This window comes from Bacillus sp. EKM202B, from assembly GCF_011066025.1.
Lineage (GTDB): Bacteria > Bacillota > Bacilli > Bacillales > Bacillaceae_G > Bacillus_A > Bacillus_A toyonensis.
In genome coordinates, this window is record NZ_JAAMNK010000032.1 from 1 (window position 1) to 16,571 (window position 16,571).

Annotated in this window: 17 protein-coding genes; 15 read left to right on the top strand and 2 right to left on the bottom strand. The window is 33.4% G+C overall.

The annotated features are described in order from the left end of the window. The first annotated feature begins 266 nt into the window (after nt 1–266). Nucleotides 267–818, top strand: coding sequence for a GNAT family N-acetyltransferase (locus G9F74_RS24825; protein WP_000178481.1), 552 nt, complete (start codon nt 267–269; stop codon nt 816–818). Nucleotides 819–917: 99 nt separating this feature from the next. Beyond that, the gene (locus G9F74_RS24830; protein WP_001047296.1) at nt 918–1,145 is read left to right on the top strand and encodes a coiled-coil domain-containing protein; all 228 of its coding nucleotides are present in this window, start codon (nt 918–920) and stop codon (nt 1,143–1,145) included. 71 nt (nt 1,146–1,216) lie between these two features. Here the strand turns inward: G9F74_RS24830 and G9F74_RS24835 are convergent, their stop codons facing one another. Continuing rightward, entirely contained in the window at nt 1,217–2,542 is a 1,326-nt protein-coding gene (locus tag G9F74_RS24835; protein WP_000438005.1) for an ArsB/NhaD family transporter, read from the bottom strand. Nucleotides 2,543–2,803: 261 nt separating this feature from the next. On the opposite strand from G9F74_RS24835, the gene G9F74_RS24840 reads away from it, so the two are divergent. Next, the gene (locus G9F74_RS24840; RefSeq protein ID WP_000407039.1) at nt 2,804–3,154 is read left to right on the top strand and encodes a YojF family protein; all 351 of its coding nucleotides are present in this window, start codon (nt 2,804–2,806) and stop codon (nt 3,152–3,154) included. A 15-nt stretch (nt 3,155–3,169) separates the two neighbouring features. Beyond that, on the top strand, nt 3,170–3,832 hold the full coding sequence (gene bshB2, locus G9F74_RS24845) for a bacillithiol biosynthesis deacetylase BshB2 (protein ID WP_000439466.1): 663 nt from the start codon (nt 3,170–3,172) through the stop codon (nt 3,830–3,832). Nucleotides 3,833–3,945: 113 nt separating this feature from the next. Here the strand turns inward: bshB2 and G9F74_RS24850 are convergent, their stop codons facing one another. Beyond that, entirely contained in the window at nt 3,946–4,689 is a 744-nt protein-coding gene (locus tag G9F74_RS24850; protein ID WP_000768009.1) for an SDR family NAD(P)-dependent oxidoreductase, read from the bottom strand. Nucleotides 4,690–5,267: 578 nt separating this feature from the next. On the opposite strand from G9F74_RS24850, the gene G9F74_RS24855 reads away from it, so the two are divergent. The 11 genes from G9F74_RS24855 (at nt 5,268) to G9F74_RS24905 (ending at nt 16,514) form a co-directional block, all read left to right on the top strand. Beyond that, nucleotides 5,268–5,657, top strand: a complete 390-nt coding sequence (locus G9F74_RS24855) for a hypothetical protein (protein ID WP_016108845.1) — start codon at nt 5,268–5,270, stop codon at nt 5,655–5,657. 664 nt (nt 5,658–6,321) lie between these two features. Then, nucleotides 6,322–6,600, top strand: coding sequence for a hypothetical protein (locus tag G9F74_RS24860; RefSeq protein WP_000693588.1), 279 nt, complete (start codon nt 6,322–6,324; stop codon nt 6,598–6,600). Nucleotides 6,601–7,011: 411 nt separating this feature from the next. Beyond that, nucleotides 7,012–7,236, top strand: coding sequence for a hemolysin XhlA family protein (locus G9F74_RS24865; protein WP_000390465.1), 225 nt, complete (start codon nt 7,012–7,014; stop codon nt 7,234–7,236). A gap of 581 nt (nt 7,237–7,817) precedes the next feature. Further along, entirely contained in the window at nt 7,818–8,354 is a 537-nt protein-coding gene (locus tag G9F74_RS24870) for a DinB family protein (RefSeq protein ID WP_001172124.1), read from the top strand. A 278-nt stretch (nt 8,355–8,632) separates the two neighbouring features. Then, nucleotides 8,633–8,782: a hypothetical protein gene (locus G9F74_RS24875; protein WP_000099743.1), complete on the top strand. Its 150-nt coding sequence runs from the start codon at nt 8,633–8,635 to the stop codon at nt 8,780–8,782. Between the two features lie 631 nt (nt 8,783–9,413). Beyond that, complete coding sequence (locus tag G9F74_RS24880) at nt 9,414–9,638, top strand: hypothetical protein (RefSeq protein WP_000486799.1); 225 nt, start codon at nt 9,414–9,416, stop codon at nt 9,636–9,638. A 188-nt stretch (nt 9,639–9,826) separates the two neighbouring features. Next, complete coding sequence (locus tag G9F74_RS24885; RefSeq protein WP_001253134.1) at nt 9,827–10,012, top strand: hypothetical protein; 186 nt, start codon at nt 9,827–9,829, stop codon at nt 10,010–10,012. Between the two features lie 434 nt (nt 10,013–10,446). Next, a complete protein-coding gene (locus tag G9F74_RS24890; RefSeq protein WP_000434825.1) occupies nt 10,447–11,754 on the top strand; it encodes a condensation domain-containing protein in 1,308 nt (435 codons plus the stop codon). Between the two features lie 605 nt (nt 11,755–12,359). Continuing rightward, a complete protein-coding gene (locus tag G9F74_RS24895) occupies nt 12,360–13,559 on the top strand; it encodes a multidrug effflux MFS transporter (protein WP_016108844.1) in 1,200 nt (399 codons plus the stop codon). Nucleotides 13,560–13,672: 113 nt separating this feature from the next. Further along, a complete protein-coding gene (locus G9F74_RS24900; RefSeq protein ID WP_016108843.1) occupies nt 13,673–14,605 on the top strand; it encodes a GNAT family N-acetyltransferase in 933 nt (310 codons plus the stop codon). A 517-nt stretch (nt 14,606–15,122) separates the two neighbouring features. After that, on the top strand, nt 15,123–16,514 hold the full coding sequence (locus tag G9F74_RS24905) for an amino acid permease (RefSeq protein ID WP_001284434.1): 1,392 nt from the start codon (nt 15,123–15,125) through the stop codon (nt 16,512–16,514). Nucleotides 16,515–16,571 lie beyond the last annotated feature (57 nt).

The following is a 16,571-nucleotide window of genomic DNA, read 5'->3' on the forward strand; positions in this document are numbered from 1 at the left end:
TCCCCTGTGCAATACAGAGTTCAATCCTTAGTAGCTGCTTAATATATTTGTCTAATTTTTTGGGTTCAGTTCAATTTGGAGGGTCTTTTTGTAATTCTTATTGTTAGAATAAATGAAAAATTATACAATGAAGTTAATTTAGTATAGAGGAGATGTGCCAATGTCAGCGCTTATTGTAAGTATCCCGTTTATAAAGCTGTTTATGGAACAAGGGGATAAATAGGCTAAAATAAGTATCCCCGTTACTTAAAAAGGGGGAGTTTGAAATGACAATGAATCTTTTTCAAAATAAAACGATCAAATTATCAGCTAGTAGAGAAAAAGATGTTGAAGTAATGGCTATGTGGCAAGAAGATAGTGAGTATTTAAGAAATGTAGATACAGATGTAGCATTCCCGCAATCTTTAAATGAAATAGCAAGTGATGGGCTATTAAAAGGACGGAGATCGAATAGTGTTTCTTTCATGGTAAGGACAGTTCAAGAAGATCGCTTAATTGGTTTTGTGGCGATTCATGGTATAGAGTGGAATAACAGAACAGGTGTATTAGCTATTGGTATAGGAGATGCGAATGATAGAGGAAAAGGATATGGAAAAGAAACAATACATCTTATTCTAAAGTATGCTTTCTATGAATTGAATTTACACCGCATCGGTCTCGATGTTATTTCGTATAATAAACCTGCCATTGCATTGTATAAAAAGATAGGTTTTCAAATGGAAGGCTGTATGAGAGAAGCGGTTCAAAGAGATGGAAAGTATTTTGATCGTATCATTATGGGGATATTGCGGGATGAATGGATAGAGCTGCAAGGTTAGAAAGTACATTCGAAATTATATATGTAGTATGCAGGAGATATAATTGTAATTGGCGAAAATTTACAGTGTACTGATTGAATTTATAAGGAGTCATGCAAAATGAATTTGGAAAAGGCAAAACCAGTAAATGAAGAGGTCGCCGAATTAAAAGAACTTATTAAAGAGTTACACGGAAGTGTGCACCAACTTGAAAGTGAGGTGCAGCAACTAAGGCACGAAAGACCAGTTGTTGAAGTGAGAAAAGGTGTTCAACTATCACCGACAATTGTCGGGCAAATTGGTGGTATGATTTTAGGTGGATTAGCAATTATCGGTATATTTTGGTGATGAAAAAAGGTTTGCAGCACTATGCTGCAAACCTTTTGTATTTGACGATAGAATTTCATACAGTACAACTTCTACATTAAATAACGTAAATAAATGTAAGCATGTGATAACAATAGTGCAATGATTGTTAACGGTAAACCGATTTTTAAGAAGTCCATATAAGAAAATCCATGTCCTTCACGTTTTGCAATACCAGCAACAACTACGTTTGCTGATGCTCCGATTAATGTTCCGTTTCCTCCTAAGCAAGCTCCAAGAGATAACGCCCACCATAGCACTTCGATTTGCGGCGAATCAACAGATAATCCGAGGCCAGTAGCTAAATCTTGAATAAGAGGAATCATCGTTGCGACAAATGGAATATTGTCAATTGTCGCAGATGCGATGCCAGATACCCATAAAATAAGTATCGCAGCGAAACCGATATCACCATTTGTTACGTCGATTACTTCTTTTGCGAGTGAAGAAATAAGTCCGATATCAATTAATCCGCCAACGAGAACGAATAGTCCGGCGAAGAAGAAAATGGTTACCCATTCAACGTGGGCAAATATATCTTCTATTTCATGTTCTTTTACGCCGATTAACATAAGAAGTGTAGCGCCTGTCATTGCGATAACGGCAGCATCTACATGAATAATAGAATGAAGTACAAAGCCTAAAATAGTTAGTCCTAAAATTGTAATCGATTTTAAAAGGAGGCTTTGATCTTTAATATAATCTTTTTCGTTTAACGCCATTAGTTTTTCGATTTGTTCAGGCGTTGTTTTTAATTTGTTACGATACATGAAGTAAATAATGCCAAGTGTAACGATAGAAATAATAATTACGATTGGAGCTAAATTTAGTAAAAAGGCATTAAAGTCTAAATGCTTATTAGCTGATCCAATCATAATGTTAGGTGGATCACCGATTAAAGTTGCTGTTCCACCTATATTTGAAAACAGTACTTCTGAAATCAAATAAGGAACAGGGTTAACTTTTAAAATACGTGTAATGGATAGTGTAACAGGAACGATTAATAAAACAGTCGTTACATTATCCAAAAATGCAGAACCGACGGCGGTTAATAAGGATAGTAATAATAAAATGCGAATCGGTTTTCCGTCAGCTGCTTTTGCTGCTTTAATAGCTACAAATTCAAATACGCCTGATTGACTCGTAATATGTACGAGAATCATCATCCCGATTAAAAGGGTGATCGTTTCCCATTGAATATGTGATGTGAAAGCAGTGTGTAAATCTACAATTCCAAAAATAATCATAATAGCAGCACCGAATAGTGCAATTACAGCACGATTCAATTTTTCAGAAATAATAAAACCATACGTGACTAAAAATACGGCAATTGCAAAATAATATTGCCAATTTGCTACTTCATGTGCTGATTGTTCCAAGCGAGTCACCTTCTTTAAAATATGTATTCAATCGTCAAAACGTATCCCGATGCATTCATACGGGATAAAATATATTGTAGCAAATTCAAAAAAGAAAGAAAACTATTTAACGAAGTGAAGGAAAAGTTCTGAATTCCACATATGATAAAAAAAATAACAAAACACAGTGCAAATTATTAGGAAAAGTGAGCGTTGTCCTCTAATATAGAGATAGCAATTTACATTATTTTTGCGTAAAATGGTTTAAAGAGGTGAATTCCGATGGAAATAGTAAAAGATAGTTCTCTTATTCAAAATGAAATTGAACGTTTTGTAAATAAAGATGTATATATTCATTTAGAAACAACGAACGGAGCGTATGCGTCACACTTTAATGAAAAGATGATGACAGTTGGAGCATTCATTCGAAATGCAATTATTCGCTTTGAGCGCGGGAAAATAACTGGAACAAACCCATACCGAGTTGGTTTGAAAATGGATCATGGCTGGGTATATGCAGAAGGTATTACGCACTGGGAAGTAGACGATAAAGAGCGTTTATTACTAGCAGGGCATGATAACCAAGGTCGCTTAGCGGTAGCACTTGAGTTAAGCTTAACGCCATTTAAGTAAGAAGGAGGGAAACTTATGGAGAGACATGTACTTGTTGTATTTCCGCATCCAGATGATGAAGCATTTGCTGCGGGAGGGACAATTCGCTTATTAACAGATCAAGGAGTACCTGTAACGTATGCATGTGGTACTCTTGGACAAATGGGACGTAACATGGGGAAGAATGTATTCGCTAACCGTGAAACGATTCCAAATATCCGTGAAAAAGAATTAAAAGATGCATGTGAAGCGATGGGGATTCAAGATTTAAGAATGCTCGGTTTCCATGATAAAACGTTAGAATTTGAAGATGTTGATTTCGTTGCAGATAAAATCGAAGCGATAATTCAAGAAGTAAATCCATCTCGAATTATTACATTTTATCCAGAACACGGCGTACATCCAGATCATGATGCATTTGGCCGCGCTGTCGTTCGCGCTGTATCACGTATGCCAAAAGAAGAACGTCCAGTTATTCATGCGGTTGCGATTACGAGAAATCGTGAAGCAGTGCTCGGTGAACCGGATGTTGTAAATAATATTAGTGAAGTATTTGAACATAAATTAGCTGCACTAGGCGCGCATCGTTCACAAACAGAAGCAATGCTTGAAGAAACACATGCAAAAATAAAAAACAAAGATGCAGCAACATTGAAATGGCTGCAACTTGAACAATTTTGGACCTATAAATGGGAGTAGGCTAGAAGTATATCTTCTAGTTGCTCTTACATAGAAAAAGCGCCGTCACTTGTGATGGCGCTTTTTCTTGTTAAAGACTATATTTCTTAGAGATGTGCATTGAAATTTTTTCATTAACGTGCAGTATAGCCTCCGTCAACAAGAAGTGTTGTACCATTAACAAAACTAGCATCATCACTTGCTAAAAATAAGACAGCTTTAGCCACTTCTTCTGGTGTTCCAAGTCTGCCTTGTGGATGAAGGGAAGCTAAATATTCTTTCTGTTGAGGATTAACACTACCTAGTAAAGGGGTGTCAATATAACCAGGGCACACCGCATTAATACGTATTCCATATTTAGCGTAGGCAGTACATAAATTTTGAGTTAATAGTTTCACACCACCTTTTGCAGAGGAGTATGCTGTTGGGGTAGGTAATGAAACAAAACTATGAATCGAACCAGCGTTAACGATGACACCACCTGTACCTTGTTTAAGAAATTGTTCAATCGAATATTTATCAGAAAGGAATACCCCAGACAAATTAATATCAATAGTTCTTTTCCACTTTTCATAGGATAATTCGTTTGCCGGTGCATCATCAGCAACGCCGGCATTTGCATACATAATATCTAATTTACCGTATGTACTTACTGTCTCATGAATGAGCTGTTTAATATCTGCCTCTTTTGTTACATCAGTTTTAATAAATAACGTATCATATCCATTTGCGTTCAATTCATCTGATAGGTCTTTTCCACGTTCAGAAAAGTCAGCGATAACTACTTTTGCACCTTCTTCAATAAAAAGACGAACGGTGGATTCGCCAATCCCGCTTGCACCACCAGTTATGATTGCTACTTTGTCTTTTAATTTCATATAAACCTCTCCATTCATTAATGAATTTAAGTCGAATTTTTTGAGCTGGTTATGTCACTATTAACCTTAAATAGTAAGTAGATAGAAGAAAAAGTTCGCGTTTACTTAACTGTGAAAGTACTGAATTTTTCTTTATTGTACTTTTTTATACAGTGATGAACGAAAATATTAATTGGGTCAATTTTATCATTAGATTGAATATTCGGTAAAGCGTTCTCGAATAAAGTGACTGCTGAAGTTTAACGACTAACCTACATAGATATAACGAGGGGTATTTACATATAGTTTCTCTTTTTTATTTTAGTAATTAACAAATTTTTAAACTTGCTGATGATGTAGTGCAATTAAATAAATGGGTTGTTTTTAGATTAACTAAAACTAAAAAACAGTAAAAATAAAATGTTATATAATAATTATTTATTGAAAAACGATAAATATCGTGTTAATATCAAATTGAAAATTAGTAAGAGAGGTGCTTTTTATAAAATGTAAAACGAATGTTATGTACTAAAAAGAAATTGATAGAAATTAGGAAAGTTATATATCTTAATAGCAAAAGAAGAAAAAGGAGTTAGAGCATGATTAATAAAAAAGTAAAAAAAGTTATCTTGTTTGCAGGTGGTTTGTATATTACTTATTTAGTAGGTGTAGTTATTTTAGCGGAATCTATACCGTATCCTACATCTCAGCAATTAAAGGCAGCCGAAAAAGTAGTTGAACGCTATGTAGGTGAAAATAATGGAGTGGAAATGATAAATACATCTAGCAGCTTCACGGCTGAGATGTTCGATCGTACAATTCATATTGAAGGAAATTCAAAGGAGAATCCGGAACAAGTATTTCGAATGGATTTAGACCGAGTTTCTAATGAAAATGAAAAAATAACCGAAAAATCGATAAATAAAATTTGTAAATCAAATGATGCAGGAGAGAATTTTACGTGTGCTGATGCTGAAAAGTTAAAATGAACATGCAGTGTTATTTATAGTATATAGCTAAAGATAGGAATGCGTAACAGCACAACTACTACTCTAGTTAAATAGGAAAAGCCTCGCAGGGGGGCGAGGCTTTAAACAGGGTATTAAAAATTATCGATTCATTAAGAATAACTTTTTCGAATAAACTAATTTTAGCATGATAACTCATGTATATGTGTTACGAATTTATGAACAAAAAATCAATCATAAAAATACGGGGAAGATGATAATTTATTTGAAATATATTACATAATTTTCAAGTGAGAAATAAAAAAGCAGCAATGAGCAAAATAATTTAGAGCCGCATTATATTAAACATAAGTGGTACTTCTAATATTAATCTGCTTCATTATATTGTTATTACCAATGCTACAGAATGCGTGAAGTGGTTTAGTAATGTTAAAACAAGAAATTCTCAGAATCTACGGGTTTAAAATGAAAAAATTTTAGTCATTGGACACAAGGGGGATTCTATATTAATTGGTTAAGTGGTTGAAAGAGAGACTTTGTTTATTTCGTTTCTTTTTCACTTAATTCATTAGAAATGATATCTAGTAATGATACATATGAAGCGTATATTTTGAATTAACTAATAGAATAATATATATTTATATTGATTTAATGATTTTAATTTATTAAAAATGAGGAAATCAATATGAAGATTAAATTTGCCGTAATAAAAGATGAAAACTTTGATTTTAGTTTATTAGAAACAAAATTATTGAAAACCTTTAAAGAAGTAGATTTTGAAGCAGATATTGTAAAGGTTGAAGATAAGATTTTTGAGGGAAATAATATTCAAACGAATTTAGCTGAAATCACCATTAATGTTACTGGAAAAAATATCGGCTATAGGTCCGTTTCAGCTAGTATATTTATTGTTCTAGAAAGTTTATCATTACAGTTATTTCAAATTAATATTAGTTTACATTAAGCAGCTAAAAAAGAGAATTTCTTCAGAAAATTATACTGACTATAATGAGTTGTAAATATGAGAATGGTGATTTAAATAATAGTAATTATTGTAGGTGCTCCCGTATGTTGGATTGCACCTTGTTTGTTATTAAAGAAATAAAAAAGCCTTTAAATAAGATGAAAGTCTTTATGAAACGGCATATAAAGAGTGTTCAGGATACGTTATGAAAGTAGAATAATTCAATGCTTATTCATATCGCATGTTATTTAAATGCTTGTTTATACAGAAAAATGGAAATGTGTAAATAATTCAATTAGATTGTACAAATAATTTGGTGCGCGAATATACGGAATGTATTCACGGGTAAAAGGGTTGTCTCATAATATATATATAGATTTTTCTATTAAGATGAACAGAGGGTGTGAATATATGGAAGATGTTTACGCGAAAATTGACAGCCTAAAAGCAGAGCAAAAAGAAATTATGAGAGACATTCGTACTTTAGAAACGCGTACCACTATTAATGAGAAAGACATAGCAACAATCAATAAGCAATTAGAGAAAATAAGTACAAACACAACTTGGATTTTGCGAATTATTATTAGTGCGATAGTAATGTCAGTTTTAGGATTGATATTAAAAGGGATTATTTAACCTTGTAAAATGGCTCAATATAAACGAAAGAGGGGCAATTCTCCCTCTTTTTATTATACGAATGAGAAATGGCTTTCCTCCAAGCGTTAAATGAAGGTGGAGGACGAACCTATTTTTTGCAAAAAAACTGAAACAATGTGCTAAACGAGTTTTATAAACTGAATCCAATTAGGAATGGATACTATAAGAACCGAGCATTATTTGTCAACGAAAAGAGTATTTAGGTCCTTCACATTATACTTGGCACAAAGCATATAGCAGTTAGATAAAACATACTATGCATGTATACGTATAAAATGTTTATTTTTAGATACAAATCAATTATAAATACTGAAAAATAGACCTACATAAATAGAGTCCTTTTTTAGTTTTAAAATTTTTAATTACTACTAGAACAATATGGATCTATTGAAAAATGTTCTAGATTGTAGCCTCATGTAGAAAACTTTGTAATAGAATCAAACCGCTTACCTTAAGTTGATGAACATATATGGAGACCGTTTGTTTTGTAATTTAAATAATTAGATTAATGTGATAACATTTTGAGGTAGGGTGTAAATGAAATACTGAGGAGGATAAGTATGCAAAAGAGACCAGGAACAAATGAATATAATCCATACTACTCAACGTACATAAAATTAGTACCAGATGGAGATATCATACATATTCTAGAGCAACAAATGAAGGAAACGAATCTTTTATTGAAGGATATTTCTGATAGTGAAGGACATTTTCGATATGCCCCTAATAAATGGAGTATAAAAGAAGTAATCGGTCATATTGCAGATACTGAACGTATTATGGCATATCGTTTGCTGTCCATAGCAAGAGGTGAGACAGCAGAACTTCCTGGCTATAATGACGATATGTATGTTCTTAGAGCAGCTTTTGATAAGCAATCTATGCAAGATCTTCTTACGAATTTAACAGTTGTTCGCCAATCTACTGTGCATTTACTTAAAAGTTTAGATAAAGATGCCTGGTTGCAAAGGGGAATTGCGAACAATTCTGAAGTCACGGTTCGTGCATTAGCAAACATTATTGCTGGTCATGAGCTTCATCATCGGCAAATTATAAAAGTACGTTATTTTGGGGCTAATGCATTTACAGAATGTTAAAATACGGAAAATAAAAGATGATGATTTGTAAAAAAATTACGATTCATCATCTTTTTATTTTTTCTCAATGACCAAATATTACTTAACAGTGGCAAGCTTAATTTATAAGAAAAGAATGACTACATTAGCAACAAGGGTTTAAAGAAAGGGGGATTGATAGTAAGTTGTTTAATTAAAATGGTAAAGAGTAACTTTTACCTTACTTTTTGTTATAAATAAAGGAGCAGTTAGCAAAAGCTAACTGCTCATCTCCAAGGGGGAGCAAGGAGAAAAATCTAATGTCATCTACAGTGTTGACGGAATATGGAGTTTTATTCAGGGGATTTACTGATTATGTAGGTTACATAAAAAGTCCTATTAACATTCAGGCTATTCCGATTAGAATTAAAGATTTGAGTGTAATCCAAAACTTTTTTTCTGGCTTTTGAAATTCTAAAAAGCCTTTTCGTAAGAGCAGAAATAAACCCGCTTCAAGACAGAGGAAAACAACTAGACCAAGAAATTAAAAGTACAAAAGGGATTTATTATGAGAGTAAGGAAGAAATCGAAATTACCTTTGAATACTTAAGAAAAGAAATTGATAATGATGATGATGAGAGTCAGCAAATTATTACAGATTACAAAGAGGTATCTTAAAATAAAACTAGAAAAGCATCCAAAACTATTGTTTTTTCTTTTTTAATATAGAAATTACACATTAAACATATATTTATACGTGTTGTTACTAAACGCTAAGGAATAGTAATAAAAAAATGATGCTGATAAAACTGTATAAAAATAAAAAGAATCCTAAGATGGGGAATGTTTTATGAAAGTTGATCATGATAAACCTCCTTGATATATAAAGTATTTTAATATATTGTTGGTCTATTTAGAAGGAAAAACATAATTTGGTACATGTTAAACGAAAATTTGAACAAACTAGATATTGGAATAAATGATGCCTTCCTTAAAATAACCTTAATTAAAATATAGCTTTAATAACATTTGGGAATTAAATGGTATGATTTTCTAGGATAACCTAAATAAAGTTTATTTTAGAAAAGAGGTAGAGGGGAAATGTTTCAAAAGCTTAAGTTTTATTTAATGAGCATTTTAATTAGTTCAATGTTAGGTGGAATTATTATAGGTGCTAATTTCTTGGTCCATAACATATATAATTTGGTTGCAGGTAAAGAGTATCATTTTAATATGTGGTCTTCTATTATTATATTTAGTGTTGTATTTATTTCGGGCTTCTCGTACATGTTGAAGAAGGGGCCAGATATATTTGTTAATGATTAAATTAATAGCAATTATCAATAGGTGTTGCCGTGTGATTCGGTTGAAGTCTTTTCTAGCGTGTTAGTTATCTCAATATATATGTATCTCTTGGCACCTGGGCGAGGGTGCTCTCTTTTTATCGAAGGAATAATAAAATGTATATAATATAATTAATAGATTTATATTTGAATCTGAGGGGTACAAATTCGATGCGACGTAAAAAGGATTTGTTGAAACAATGGAAGGTGGATTTACAGGCTATTCAAGAAGAGAAGAGGATGAAGAAGAAGGCTAAAAATAAGAAATATAGCATTCCTGGTAATACAGCTGGATTCATGAATGGAAAGCATACTTATCGTAAAGAGAATGGGGTATGGAAGCAAAGAAATAAATGACGTGAGGATAAATAGATTTCATTAAGTTTGTAGCATTATTCTAGGCGTTCCCATGATTTGGGTGGCGTCTTGTTTGTTGTTTATGAAGTAATCCCTAAACGTATTATATTATTGTTTTTAATTAACAGATATAAAAAATGATTTATTTGTTTTATTGATAATTAGTAAACATTATTATAATATGTTTGTATATGAGTAGACTAAAAGTGTTTTTGTTTGATTATATTAAAAGATGGGGGATATCGATAACAATAAAATAATGGGTATATCACCTACAAAAAGCTGCAAAAGGAATGGAAGCAGTATGGAAAAGGTGCTTTCGTGAAAAAATTCGAAAAATAAGCAGTATTAGCTCTTGAAGAAAAATGACTAGAAAAGTTACAACTAGATGGAGCATAAGGTTATACAAAAAATCTTAAAAGGGGGACAAAATTATGGAACAAGGAAAGTATTCAGTAACACCTCAAGATCGAATGAATTATTTATTAGGTCTTTATTCTGCAGATCAACAAATTAATGCGGTTCTTTATTTTCCTGTAGGTCTATCAAAGGAAATACTTGAACAATCAGTAAGGATAACATTACAATTGCAGCCAGTTTTGAATAGTCGATTTGTAGAAAATGATACTCCTTACTGGGAGGAACATTCATCTGGCACTAACTCATCTATTTGCTTTTTTGCAGAAGGAAATGATCAAGAACTTGAAATAATGGCAATAGATTTTATTAAGGAACCTGGTGATCGTATTCAGGGGCCTATGGTTCAAACAATATTATTACGAGGCACTACAACAGATATGTTAGTTGTGAAATTATCTCATCTATGTTCAGATGGTGCAGGAGTCAAGGAATATATTAATTTGCTTGGAGCAATTTATACGCACCTTTCCTTAGGAGGATCTAAGGATCAAATTATAAAGGAATTTGGTGAGGGAAATGAGAGTTTTCGAGATCAATCACATGTATTCAAATATGCTGGAATATCGGACGTAAAAAGTGCGTATCGTCCTAACCAAGAACAGCAGGCATCGTTATGGTCTTTTCCATCTCAACCCAACAAAAATAAATCCCCCAAAATGTCTGTAGGGCGGTTGAGCCGTGAACAAACTCTATGTCTAACCAAATGGACAAAAGCACAACAGGCTACCTTGAATGATGTAATCATGACTGCATACTTCCGTGCTTTATCACATTTCACTGTGTATGCAGAACCTCGCACCGCAGAAAAAATGATCGGTTTGACAATTGATTTACGTCGATATCTGCCTAATTATACGACTGGTGCTATTTGCAACTTATCCGGAATGGAAATGCCAGTGATTAAAATGGAAGATGGTGAATCATTTAATCAGACTCTTGTTCGAGTTAAACAATCAATGGATAAAATAAAGGGCCAAAATCCAGGTCTTTCTTCAGCGGCAGGAATGGAGATACTGGCAGGTATGAAGCTATCTACGGTGAAGGAAATGTATAATCAGCAATACGAGCAGGCTGTACAGATGGGGATGGCGTTGCCATTAATGACAAATTTCGGGGTGATCGCTGATGAACCTATTCAGTTTGGTGAAATTCAAGCTGAGGACGGGTATATGACATCACCCATTATGTATGCACCATTCTTTTCAATGGGAGCAAGCACTTATAATGGAAGACTTACATTTACGATTGGTTATCATGCGCCGGAGACATCGAAAGAAAAGGTAGACAAATTTTTAGAATGTGTTATTAATCAGCTATCATAAATAAAATAAAAGAGAATATAGCGCAAAATTTTCTAACAGAATTGTATTTTAGGCGCTCGTATTATGTACGGCTAATCCCTTTTATAAACGCTATATTTAACGGAAAGGTCTTACTCCAGATAAAAGTTTATCTTCAAATGCTTCATAAATTATTTTTGTTAAATTTTCTCTGATTGCACCTATCTTTATGTTTTAGATTTATGGGGAATCGTAGTGAAAAACAATTTGCAACACGAGAAAAACAAAATAGATCAGCATAAAAGTACTAAAAAAGTGAGAAAAGAGCTGACTTAAACTATATTTTGAATCAGCTCTTTTTACTGTTTTTTGAAATGAATTAGTTTTCAGATAATATAAAAATGATAATCTTCTAACAAATAATCAAGGCATCAACACTAGAAAAGTAGAGATAATATGTAATATAATTGAAAAAGTATATTTAAAAATCAATGTTAATATTACCCTCCTATAAGTATTAACATACGTAATTGAGGTGTTTTCTTTGTTGTTTTATGATCGGATTTCTATAATGGCCCCTCCTGTTCCGTAGCTTAGGAAAGTCTTTTTATTTCTGAGATTTTCAAAGTTATAGGAGGGTATGAAAAATGAAAAAAGTCTCAGTACCATCACTTTGGTTAATGATTATTCTTGTGGCATTTCCGCAAATTAGTGAAACAATTTATACACCGTCTTTACCAGACATTTCAAAGGCGTTACATGTAAGTAATAATGAGGTGCAGTTAACGCTTAGTGTTTATTTTGCTGGATTTGCTTTAGGTGTATTTTTTATTGGATGGTTATCCGATATAATTGGTCGTCGCCCGGCGATGTTACTTGGAATTGTCATATATGGCGCGGGGAGCTTCTTATGCTTTATTGCAAGTTCCATTGAATTTTTATTGTTAAGTCGTTTTATTCAGGCGTTTGGAGCAAGTGCAGGATCAGTTGTGACGCAAACGATTCTTCGTGAAAGTGTAGAAGGGCATAAACGTCACGTTATGTTTGCTCAAATTTCGGCAGTCATTGCTTTTACACCAGCAATAGGACCGTTAATTGGTGGCTTTCTTGATCAAATGTTTGGATTTAAAATAGTATTTTTAAGTTTAGTAGTTATGAGTATCGGAATTTTGCTGTATACGTTTGTTTCTCTTCCAGAAACAAAAACGGGTGCAGTAACGGATAAAATAAATGTGTTTTCTGTTTTAAAACAGTTGATTACAAATCCGAAAGTAGTAACATATGGGCTATTAATTGGAGGAGCGAATGGCGTTTTATTTAGCTATTATGCAGAAGCGCCGTTTATCTTTATTGAATACTTTAAGTTATCGCCTAGTATGTACGGATTTCTAGGAATTGTTGTTGCTTCCGCTTCTATTATTGGGGCGAAATTTTCAAAGCGGTTACTTACCACTTATAAACCAGAGAAAATTATATATATTGGTTGTTTTGTAATGACAGGTGGAGCAGTCGCTTTATCTATTATTACTTCAGTTGGATCAAATCCAAACATAATATATATGATTGGATTTTTAGTAGCGATGTTTATATTGCTATTAGGAATTGGGGTAGCATTACCTAACTGTTTAAGTTTAGCATTAGTAGATTTTCAAGATGTCATTGGTACAGCTGGAGCATTGTTTAGCTTAGGGTACTATATAATAGTGACGGTGACAATTTGGGGAATGAGTCAACTTCATACGGGCTCGTTACTGGTGATGCCACTTTATTTTCTAGCTATTGTAGCTATCATGTTGGTGTTTACTAAGGTGTTTATTGTTGGTAAACGAGTTGAAAAAGCAGTTTAATTATGTATTAGGAAAAGAGTCTCATTGGAAAATGAGGCTCTTTTTTATTATTTTTTAATAAGTTATTAGAATAGTGTTAAAATTAAATTAATTAAAAAGAAAGAAGGTACAATATGAACGGTCTAAATGTTAAAGCAACTACACAAGAAGATTTACAACAAATTTTAAAACTATGTACAATTTATGATCAAGCCATTTACGGTGAAGTTGATACAACGGTAGAGGATATTACGAACTCATGGAAAGGTATTGATGTTAGTAAAAGTTCTTACGTTGTTATGAATGAAGAAGAAATAATTGCTTATGGTATTTTGACAGGGAGTGAAAGACAGTTTCCATCTGCTGTACTTATTCATTCTAATTATATGAATCAAGGTATTGAACAAATAATATGGTCAAAGCTTGAAGGGTGGGCTAAGGAGCTTGTTAGTAATTCGTCTCGCTTGAATGGCAAGATTGTAACACAAGCAAATAATTTTTATGAGGAAAAAATGTTAGAAGAAGCTGGTTTTATTCCAACTCGTATTTGGTGGGGGATGGGGATTGAATTGCAGGGGAATGTTCCATCACCAATATGGCCAAATGGGGTTACAGTGCGACATTACACACAGGGTGTGGATGATGGGAGATTACATCAAGCTTTTAATGAAGCCTTTGCGGACCACTGGAATTCGCAACCTTCTACGTTAGAAGAGTTTTTGCAACGTACTGAAAGAGATGGGTTTCATCCTACATTATGGTCACTAGCAATGGCTGGGGATGAGGTAGTTGGTTTTATATTTAGTAAAAAGGGTACTGATAATAAAGCTGAAATTACGCACCTAGGTGTAAGATGTTCTAAGCGGAAACAAGGGTTAGGATTATCACTATTACACCATGCATTTAGTCAATTGTACGAAGAAGGGATTTTAAAAGTTCAACTGAATGTAGATTCTGAAAATATTACAGGCGCACCTCGCGTATATGAAGCAGCTGGAATGGAAGTACAGAGTAAATTTGTTCGCTTTGATAAGGAGGTCCTTGCTAAGGGTGTATATGGTATGTAACTTTACTAATATATTGTATTCTTGTTTGAGATGTTAATAGAGTGTTTAAAAAGTATGAAAATAAATTTTGAAAATGGTAGTAGCAATAGGAATGAAATTCTTTTAAAATACGTTATCAACTATAAAGATTGAAGTACATGAGATGTGAAACCGAGGAAGATATGCTCTCCTCGGTTATTTATATTGTAATAATATTCATATCGGAACCATTTTGAATAGATGTATTTTATTGCTAATTCAGTTAAAAATTAAACATAATTATGCATATTAATTTATTGAAAAAATAATTGAATTTTTCAGATAAATGAATTAATATAAAATAAGTAATTTTAAGATTTATAGAATATTGGAAGATGAAAGGTTTTGAGAATTTTGTAAGAGGCAAAAAACGATTTTAGGATAGCTTTAAAGCTAGTGTAAAATGACGTTTGCTTCATCATTTTCAGGCCAAAAGGAATTAGGGGAAAGCATCTTATTTTAAAATGCGGCTATGAATCATCTAAGAGGGGGAAGTGAAGTGGCAAACAAAGAATTGAAAAGAGGTTTAGAAGCACGTCATATTCAAATGATTGCTTTAGGCGGAACAATTGGTGTTGGTTTGTTTATGGGTTCAGCTAGCACGATTAAGTGGACAGGTCCGTCAGTAATGCTTGCCTATGCAATTGCAGGTATTTTTATCTTCTTCATCATGCGTGCCATGGGAGAAATGTTGTATATGGAGCCAAGTACAGGTTCATTTGCGACGTTCGGTCATAAGTATATTCACCCGTTAGCTGGTTATATGACAGCGTGGAGTAACTGGTTCCAGTGGGTTATCGTTGGGATGTCAGAGATTATCGCAGTTGGAGCGTATATGCAATATTGGTTCCCAGGTCTACCGGCTTGGATACCAGGTGTGATTGCAATGGTTATTCTTGGTGCAGCTAACTTAATTTCTGTTAAGTCATTTGGTGAATTTGAATTTTGGTTTGCGATGATTAAAATCGTTACGATTTTATTAATGATTATTGCTGGATTTGGCCTTATTTTCTTCGGAATTGGTAACGGCGGAGAAGCGATTGGCATATCTAATCTTTGGTCAAATGGCGGTTTCTTTACAGGTGGTTTTTCAGGATTCTTCTTTGCATTATCACTTGTAGTTGGAGCATATCAAGGTGTGGAATTAATTGGGATCACTGCTGGTGAAGCGAAAGATCCGAAGAAGACACTTACAAGAGCGATTCAAAGTACAATTTGGCGTATTTTAATATTCTATATTGGTGCTATTTTCGTTATAGTAACTGTGTATCCGTGGGATCAATTAAGTACAATTGGTAGTCCGTTCGTGGCAACTTTTGCGAAGGTTGGTATTACGGCAGCGGCTGGACTTATTAACTTCGTTGTTATTACAGCGGCGATGTCTGGCTGTAATAGTGGTATTTATAGTGCTGGACGTATGCTGTATACGTTAGGTGTAAATGGACAAGCACCGAAATACTTTACGAAAATTTCTAGTAACGGTGTTCCATTATTTGGTACAGTTGGTGTAATAATTGGTTTAGCGGTTGGTGTAGTTTTAAGTTATATTGCGCCAAAAAACTTATTTGTATATGTGTATAGTGCGAGTGTACTTCCAGGTATGGTACCATGGTTCGTCATTTTAATTAGTCAAATTCGTTTTAGAAAAGAAAAAGGGGCAGAGATGAAAGATCATCCGTTCAAAATGCCATTTGCTCCTGTTACAAACTATTTAACGATTGCCTTTTTAATTATGGTATTAATCGGAATGTGGTTTAACGATGATACTCGTATCTCACTAGTTGTAGGTATTGTTTTCTTAGCTATCGTTACAATTAGTTTCTATGCTTTCGGAATAGGGAAGCGAGCGCCATTAGATACTCAAAATGATCAAGAGATTTCAAGTAAATAAAGAAGAGGCTGTTCATCTGGAACAGCCTTTTCTTATTGTTGTTATTTGTCGATAAAT

Coding starts and splice junctions, on each gene's coding strand:
- G9F74_RS24825 (WP_000178481.1), top strand. CDS start 267: ATGACAATGAATCTTTTTCAAAATAAAACGATCAAATTATCAGCTAGT.
- G9F74_RS24830 (WP_001047296.1), top strand. CDS start 918: ATGAATTTGGAAAAGGCAAAACCAGTAAATGAAGAGGTCGCCGAATTA.
- G9F74_RS24840 (WP_000407039.1), top strand. CDS start 2,804: ATGGAAATAGTAAAAGATAGTTCTCTTATTCAAAATGAAATTGAACGT.
- G9F74_RS24850 (WP_000768009.1), bottom strand. CDS start 4,689: ATGAAATTAAAAGACAAAGTAGCAATCATAACTGGTGGTGCAAGCGGG.
- G9F74_RS24885 (WP_001253134.1), top strand. CDS start 9,827: ATGCGACGTAAAAAGGATTTGTTGAAACAATGGAAGGTGGATTTACAG.
- G9F74_RS24870 (WP_001172124.1), top strand. CDS start 7,818: ATGCAAAAGAGACCAGGAACAAATGAATATAATCCATACTACTCAACG.
- G9F74_RS24855 (WP_016108845.1), top strand. CDS start 5,268: ATGATTAATAAAAAAGTAAAAAAAGTTATCTTGTTTGCAGGTGGTTTG.
- bshB2 (WP_000439466.1), top strand. CDS start 3,170: ATGGAGAGACATGTACTTGTTGTATTTCCGCATCCAGATGATGAAGCA.
- G9F74_RS24890 (WP_000434825.1), top strand. CDS start 10,447: ATGGAACAAGGAAAGTATTCAGTAACACCTCAAGATCGAATGAATTAT.
- G9F74_RS24895 (WP_016108844.1), top strand. CDS start 12,360: ATGAAAAAAGTCTCAGTACCATCACTTTGGTTAATGATTATTCTTGTG.
- G9F74_RS24860 (WP_000693588.1), top strand. CDS start 6,322: ATGAAGATTAAATTTGCCGTAATAAAAGATGAAAACTTTGATTTTAGT.
- G9F74_RS24900 (WP_016108843.1), top strand. CDS start 13,673: ATGAACGGTCTAAATGTTAAAGCAACTACACAAGAAGATTTACAACAA.
- G9F74_RS24875 (WP_000099743.1), top strand. CDS start 8,633: ATGTCATCTACAGTGTTGACGGAATATGGAGTTTTATTCAGGGGATTT.
- G9F74_RS24865 (WP_000390465.1), top strand. CDS start 7,012: ATGGAAGATGTTTACGCGAAAATTGACAGCCTAAAAGCAGAGCAAAAA.
- G9F74_RS24880 (WP_000486799.1), top strand. CDS start 9,414: ATGTTTCAAAAGCTTAAGTTTTATTTAATGAGCATTTTAATTAGTTCA.